The 6,934-nt window shown below is 56.6% G+C and carries 5 protein-coding genes and 1 pseudogene; 4 read left to right on the top strand and 2 right to left on the bottom strand.

Features of this window, described 5'->3' with window-relative positions:
• From AC1RKC_RS20795 to AC1RKC_RS20780, 4 genes and pseudogenes are all read left to right on the top strand, one after another.
• A pseudogene (locus tag AC1RKC_RS20795) lies at positions 1 to 70 on the top strand (transketolase-like TK C-terminal-containing protein); the annotation flags it as partial.
• A gap of 353 nt (positions 71 to 423) precedes the next feature.
• Positions 424 to 1,479 (top strand): ABC transporter substrate-binding protein, encoded by a 1,056-nt coding sequence (locus tag AC1RKC_RS20790; RefSeq protein ID WP_369982361.1) that lies wholly within the window; start codon positions 424 to 426, stop codon positions 1,477 to 1,479.
• An 82-nt stretch (positions 1,480 to 1,561) separates the two neighbouring features.
• Positions 1,562 to 3,331, top strand: coding sequence for an ABC transporter permease (locus AC1RKC_RS20785; RefSeq protein ID WP_020828532.1), 1,770 nt, complete (start codon positions 1,562 to 1,564; stop codon positions 3,329 to 3,331).
• Positions 3,324 to 4,394, top strand: a complete 1,071-nt coding sequence (locus tag AC1RKC_RS20780; protein ID WP_046372679.1) for an ABC transporter ATP-binding protein — start codon at positions 3,324 to 3,326, stop codon at positions 4,392 to 4,394. Before AC1RKC_RS20785 ends, AC1RKC_RS20780 begins: the two co-directional genes overlap by 8 nt.
• 42 nt (positions 4,395 to 4,436) lie before the next feature.
• Here AC1RKC_RS20780 and AC1RKC_RS20775 read toward each other — a convergent pair whose 3' ends face one another.
• Together AC1RKC_RS20775 and AC1RKC_RS20770 are read right to left on the bottom strand one after the other, a co-directional pair.
• Entirely contained in the window at positions 4,437 to 5,402 is a 966-nt protein-coding gene (locus tag AC1RKC_RS20775; RefSeq protein ID WP_261136540.1) for a PDR/VanB family oxidoreductase, read from the bottom strand.
• Positions 5,403 to 5,444: 42 nt separating this feature from the next.
• A complete protein-coding gene (locus AC1RKC_RS20770) occupies positions 5,445 to 6,893 on the bottom strand; it encodes an NAD-dependent succinate-semialdehyde dehydrogenase (RefSeq protein ID WP_493092733.1) in 1,449 nt (482 codons plus the stop codon).
• Between the last annotated feature and the right edge of the window lie 41 nt (positions 6,894 to 6,934).

Here is a 6,934-nt window from a genome sequence, read left to right as displayed (position 1 = left end):
GCAGCTGTTCAAAGAGTTCGGCTTCACCGTGGATAACGTGGTGGCCAAGGCGCAGGCACTGCTGAAATAAGGCATCTTGCGTCGCGTTACCCCAGGCCCGGCACCTTGCCGGGCTTAGTCTAATGACAAACAGCCGAAAAACGTGGTTTTCGGCTGTTTGGGGTAAATCTGAAGACATAATCCTTTGTTTTTATTCGTCCCCAGATCGGAATTTTTAACTGCAAAGGACTTTGTCATCAATCTGAGCCCGGGCATCTTGCCGGGCTTTTTCTTGCCCAAAAATCGCCCAACCTCACAAAATACGAAGATAAAAAATCAACGGCGTTGCTTAAGAACACTTATTAACTATATGTTAATTTTTAGTTTATTAAATGTAACCAGGAGTTGATTATGTTAACAAGAATCGGCGCGTCGGTGGTGGCGATGGCGGTACTGGGTGCAGTGCCTGCTTACGCTGAGTTCCCTGCAGGCTATCCAGCCGACTATCAGAAAATTGTGGATGGCGCGAAGAAAGAGGGCAAGGTAGTGGTGTATTCCACCACGGATACCAAAGCCGCAGGACCGTTGATTCAGGGGTTCGAAGCGCTGTATCCGGGCGTTAAGGTCGAATACAACGACATGAACAGCACCGAGCTGTATAACCGCTATATCAGCGAACAGGCGGCGGGTGGCACCAGCGGTGACGTGGTGTGGAGTTCGTCGATGGATACCGCGCTGAAGCTGGCAACCGACTATGCGCAAGAATACGCCTCGCCGGAACAGGGCCAACTGCCCAAGTGGGCGGTCTGGAAAGAGAGAGCCTACGGCACCACCTATGAGCCGGTGGTCTTCATTTATAACAAACGGCTGATCCCGCAGGGGGATGTGCCGGACTCGCACGCTGCGCTGGCAAAGCTGATCGCCAGTCAAACCGACAAGTTTAAAAAGAAAGTCACGACCTATGACATTGAAAAATCAGGGTTGGGCTTCATGCTGTCGGTGCAGGACTTCAAGGCCGATCCGAACTATTTCGCTACGCTGGCTGACGTTGCCAAAGGCGGTCTGGCCGTGCAGTCGTCCACCGGTACCATGATGGAAAGGGTATCGTCCGGTGAAAACCTGATTGGTTTCAACATTCTGGGCTCCTACGCCGAAGCCCGCGCCAAAACTGACCCTTCTCTGGGCATCGCTTACCCGAAAGATTACACCCTGGTGCTGTCGCGCGTGTCCTTTATCAGCAAAGAGGCTGCCAACAGCAACGCGGCAAAACTTTGGCTTAACTACGTATTGTCGGAAAAGGGCCAGAGCATTCTCGCCAACCAGGCGGATATTCCCTCTATCCGTAATGACATTGAAGGCAAAAACGACATCGACGGCATGACCAAAATGCTTGGCAACGCGCTGAAGCCTATTCCGGTGGACGAGAGCCTGTTGGAGTACCTGCAGCCGGCCAAACGACTGGACTACATCAAGCAATGGCGTACCGCCGCGGCAAAATAAATTAGGACAGGCTCCGGACGCGCGTCTGCCAGGGAGGCGCGCGCCCTTTGGTGGTCGATGTTTACAACCATTGGGATAGATTATGAATACATGGCGCAGAAAGTGGCAGAGCCTGCCGCGTGGCTTGGTGGTGGTGATAACCGCGCTGGTTATCTATGTGCCGCTGTCATTTATCGTGATTCAAAGTTTTCTCTCCGCACCTTTTTTTTCGCCCTCCAAGGTTTTTAGCCTTGAGGCGTTCGAGTTTATTTTTACCGATCCCGACTTTTACAAGGCGCTGAAAAGTGGCTTTATCCTGGCCTTTGGCTTAGTGGTGATCGCCATTCCGCTGGGAGGTATTCTGGCCTTTTTGATGGTCAGAACCGATTTGCCCGGTCGTCGGTTTATTGAACCGCTGATCCTGGTGCCGATCTTTGTCTCACCGATGGTGCTGGGCTTTGGCTACGTGGTGGCCGCCGGGCCGGTCGGCTTCTTCTCGCTATGGGCGGAATCGCTGCTGGGCTTTGTGCCCTGGAATATCTACTCGATGGCCAGCATTGTGGTCATTGCCGGATTAACCCACGTGCCGCACGCTTATCTTTATATTTCCTCGGCCTTGCGCAGCGTCGGCTCCGACGTGGAGGAGGCCGCTCGTACGGCAGGCGCTTCGCCCTTGCAGGTCATGACGGCCGTCAGCTTGCCGATGGTACGCCCTTCGATTCTGTATGCTGGCGTATTGCTGTTCTTTCTCGGGCTGGAGGTGTTCGGCCTGATGCTGGTGCTGGGCGATCCGGAAGGGAACCTGGTGCTGGCGACCTACCTGTATCAACTGACCAACAAGCTGGGCACGCCGTCTTACCACCTGATGGCGGCAGTGGCGGTGGTGCTGATTTGCATCACCATTCCGCTGGTGATGTTGCAGCGCCGTCTGATGCGTACCGCCAACCGTTTCGTCACCGTCAAGGGCAAGGCGTCGCAGGCGCGGGCGCTGCCGCTGGGCAAATGGCGCTGGGTCGCCGGTGCGGTGGTGGTGTTTTGGCTGACGGTGACCATAGGTGTGCCACTGGTGGGCGTGGTGCTGCGTGCCTTTATTTCCAACTGGGGCGTGGGTGTTTCGATCTGGGACGAGCTGTCGCTCAATACCTTCCGCACCATCTGGCAGCAACCCAACCTGTTGCGAGCGATCGTCAACTCGATGGCGATAGGGGTGATCGGCGGTGCTCTGGCGGTAGTCTGTTATCTGTTCATCGGCATTGCCATGCATCGCAAACCCGACGGTGCTACCCGTTTTCTCGATTACAGCGTGCTGGTACCGCGTGCGGTGCCGGGTTTGCTGGCGGGGCTGGCGTTCCTTTGGGTGTTCCTGTTCCTGCCGATGTGGCTGGACAAGTCGCTGAAAGAGGGCTGGTTATCGGCCCTGCCGGTCGCCGAATGGCTGCGGGAAAACCTGATTGTCTGGCTACGTTCTTTGCGCAGCACCATCTTCAGCGTTTGGCTGGCGTATACCGTGGTGTGGATGGCCTACGGCCTGAGGTTGATCTCCTCGACGCTGTTGCAGGTCGGCCCTGAACTGGAAGAGGCGGCGCGCAGTGCCGGTGCCTCCCGTGGGCAGATCACTCGTCACGTGACTATTCCGCTGTCGCGCTACGGCCTGATCGGCTCGTGGTTGCTGATGTTCCTGATTTTCGAACGAGAGTATTCCACCGGGGTTTACCTGTTGTCTCCAGGCACCGAAACCATAGGTTCGATGCTGGTTTCGCTGTGGGCGGCGGGTGCCATTGATATCGTGGCCGCGCTCTCCTTCATTAACATCCTGCTGGTGGTGCTGGGGCTGGGGATCGCCTTGCGCTTTGGAGTGAAATTACATGATTGAACTTTCGGTAGAGAACCTGCATTTGACCTACGGTGACAACCCGGTGCTGAAAGGCGTTTCGATGCAGCTCAAGCGCGGCGAGGTGGTTTCGCTGCTGGGGCCGTCGGGCAGCGGTAAAACGACGCTGTTGCGGGCGGTCGCCGGGCTGGAAAAGCCAACGCAGGGCAGCATTATCATTGGCAGCAATAAGGTGTACGACGGCACTGCGCGCAGCGAGATCCCGGCGGAGGAGCGCAACCTCGGGCTGGTATTCCAGTCCTATGCCCTGTGGCCGCATAAAACCGTGTTTGAGAACGTCGCCTATCCACTGAAATTACGCAAAGTTTCCACGGCGGAAATTACCCAGCGGGTGCAAGGGGTGCTGGATCAACTGGGACTGGGGCATCTGGGCAAACGCCATCCGCATCAGCTGTCCGGCGGCCAGCAGCAGCGCGTGGCGATTGGTCGGGCGTTGGTGTACAACCCGCCGGTGATCCTGCTGGATGAGCCGCTATCCAACCTGGATGCCAAGCTGCGCGAAGAGGCGCGGGTGTTCCTGCGTGAACTGATTATCAAGCTGGGATTGTCGGCGCTGATGGTGACCCACGATCAGAACGAGGCGATGGCCATTTCCGATCGCATTTTGTTGCTCAACAACGGCAAGATCGAACAGCAGGGCACGCCGCAGGAAATGTACGGCTCCCCCTCGACCCTGTTTACCGCCGAGTTTATGGGCAGCAATAACCGCCTGTTCGGCAAAATCACCGAGATGAGCGAGGGCAAGGCGCGCATCGAAGGGAAAGATTGGGCGCTGTGGGGCATGGCAGGGGCAGGGGTAAAGGTTGGCGATGAAGCCACGGCGGTGATCCGGGTAGAACGCGTGCGCCTGGGTGAGGATCCCCAGGGCAACCAACTGGAGTTGCCACTGCTGACCAGCATGTACCTGGGCGATCGTTGGGAATACCTGTTCCGCACCGTTGCTGAAGATTTCGTGGTGCGGGCTTATGGCACCGAAGTGCGTGGACAGACGCTTTGCCGGCTGTCCTTACCGGCAGAGCACCTGTGGATTTTCCCCAAGGCCTAGCTTCAACAATAACCGCGCCTGTGGCGGGCGCGGTTGGTTGAACTACAAATCCAGTACCAGCCGTTGCCCCTTGGCCCTTGAGCAGCATATCAATAGGCTCTGCTGCGCTTCTCGTTCCTCCTCGCTCAGATACTGATCGCGGTGGTCAGCTTCCCCTTCAATAATTCGCGTTTCACAGGTGCCGCAAATACCTTCCCGGCATAGGCATTCCACTTTCGCTGCCTTGCTGTTTTCCAGCACCTGCAGAATGGTCATCTCTGGTGCCACTTCCAGCTCAATCCCTGAGCGAGCCAACACCAGCGTAAAGGCTTTCCCTTGGCTGTCAGTGACGGCAAAGGCCTCGCGGTGCAGACGTGCCTTCTCAATCCCGTGCGCGGAAGCCGCCTGCAATACCGCATCGTTCAACGCCGGTGGGCCACACACGTAAATATGGGTTGCAGGTTCGATGTCTGCCAGCAGGCGTGCCAAATCTAAACGGCTACCCTGGGTGGAAACATGGCAGTGGACATGTTCAGCAAAGGGGGAAGTCAGCAGCTGTGCCTGAAAAGCATTCTGTTCTTCGCTATGGAAACAATAGTGCAGCCGGTAACGTTGACCGCGCTGGTGCAGTTCATGCAGTTGTGCCATAAACGGCGTAATGCCGATGCCGCCGGCAATCAGCAGGTGTTGTTCCGCCGTCGGTGCCAATGCAAACAGATTGTTCGGCGTACTTATGGTCAGCGTATCGCCTACCTGCAGGTTGTTATGCATAAAGTTGGATCCGCCTTTCGAGGGCGACTCGCTCCGTACGGCGATCTGATAGTGCTGTAAGTCGAAAGGAGAGCTTAGCAGGGAGTAGGCATTACTGTAGCGCTGTTCCCCCTGTTGCATCTGCACGATGATATGGCTGCCGCCACTGAAGGCCGGCAACGGCCGCTGCATTGGGTCCGCCAGAGTAAAACGCTTTACCTGCGCGGTAATGGTTTCGATTTCGATCACGCGGACATCAAACATCCGATAACTGGACATGTTATTCACTCCAGAGCACGGGCTGCGCCCGCGCATAACAGGTTATACCGCCTTGCACAGATATTTCAGTTCCAGATAATCGTCTATGCCATAGGTGGAGCCTTCACGCCCCAGACCGGACTGTTTGACGCCACCGAACGGTGCCACCTCGTTGGATATCAGGCCCGTGTTGATGCCTACCATGCCGTATTCCAACTGCTCCGAAACCCGCCAGATGCGCGCAGCATCGCGCGTGTAGAAATAGGCCGCCAGCCCATAGATCGTGTCATTTGCGCGTTGCAGCACTTCGGCTTCATCGTCAAAGACCACCAGCGGTGCGACCGGGCCGAAAATCTCTTCTTCCAGCAAGAGTGAGCCGGCTTGAACGTCCCCCAGTACCGTCGGCGTGAAGAAATTGCCGCCCAGCGGGTGCGGATGACCGCCGGTGAGTAGGATGGCCCCTTTGTTTTGTGCATCGTTCAGCAGTTCCATGACCTTGTCTCGTGCTTTACGGTTGATTAACGGACCTATTTGCACATCGTGATCGAAGCCGTTACCCACTTTCAGCGCCGCTACCCGAGCGACAAATTTTTCTGTGAACTGCGGGTAAACGTCACGGTGGATATAGAAACGGTTAGCGCAAACACAGGTTTGCCCCGCGTTACGGTATTTGGCGACTAATGCACCCTCAACGGCAGCGTCGATATCCGCATCCTTGAACACGATAAAGGGCGCATTGCCACCCAGTTCCAGAGAGACCTTTTTGATGGTGTCGGCGCTTTGGCGCATCAACACGCGACCAACCGGGGTGGAACCGGTAAAGCTCAGCTTACGGACCAGCGGATTGCTGGTCAGCTCGGCACCGATGATCTGTGAATTGCCGGTGATCACGTTGAAAACCCCAGCGGGAATGCCCGCACGGTTAGCCAGCTCCGCCATTGCCAGCGCCGAATAAGGCGTTTCATTGGCGGGCTTAACGATCAGCGTGCAGCCGGCCGCCAGTGCCGGTGCCGCTTTTCGGGTGATCATTGCCGCTGGGAAGTTCCACGGCGTAATGGCGGCACAAACGCCGATGCCTTGTTTGATCACCATCAGGCGCTTGTCAGCACTGGGTGAAGGAATGATATCGCCGTTGGTGCGCTTTGCCTGTTCGGCGAACCACTCGACAAACGAAGCGGCATAGCGGATTTCGCCCAACGATTCTGCCAGCGGTTTACCTTGTTCCTGCGTCATTAGCGACGCCAGATCCTGCTGGTGCTCCAGCATCAATTCGAACCAGCGGCGCAGATGCAGTGCCCGTTGTTGGGCTGGCAGACTACGCCAGCCTGCCAGCGCTTGCTGTGCGCAGGCTATGGCGTGTTGTGCTTCGGGTTGTGCCATGTTCGGCACCTGGCCTATAAGTTGGCCGGTCGCCGGATCGCTGACCGGCAAGATTTCGTGATTGGATGCATCGCACCATTGGCCGTTAATAAACGCCTGCTGGCGGAACAGTGATTGATCGGAAATATTCACCGGATGACCTCATGGGTTAACGGGGCCGAGGGGCCCCTGTA

The sequence above is a fragment of the Serratia sp. GW822-FHT06E05 genome (assembly GCF_058799445.1).
Note: the sequence above shows the minus strand (reverse complement) of the source record. Positions and strands in the feature narration are given on the sequence as shown.

Bases quoted from the DNA above. Each gene is read 5' to 3' on its own strand.
- AC1RKC_RS20790 (WP_369982361.1), top strand. From the start codon at position 424: ATGGCGGTACTGGGTGCAGTGCCTGCTTACGCTGAGTTCCCTGCAGGC.
- AC1RKC_RS20785 (WP_020828532.1), top strand. From the start codon at position 1,562: ATGAATACATGGCGCAGAAAGTGGCAGAGCCTGCCGCGTGGCTTGGTG.
- AC1RKC_RS20780 (WP_046372679.1), top strand. From the start codon at position 3,324: ATGATTGAACTTTCGGTAGAGAACCTGCATTTGACCTACGGTGACAAC.
- AC1RKC_RS20775 (WP_261136540.1), bottom strand. From the start codon at position 5,402: ATGTCCAGTTATCGGATGTTTGATGTCCGCGTGATCGAAATCGAAACC.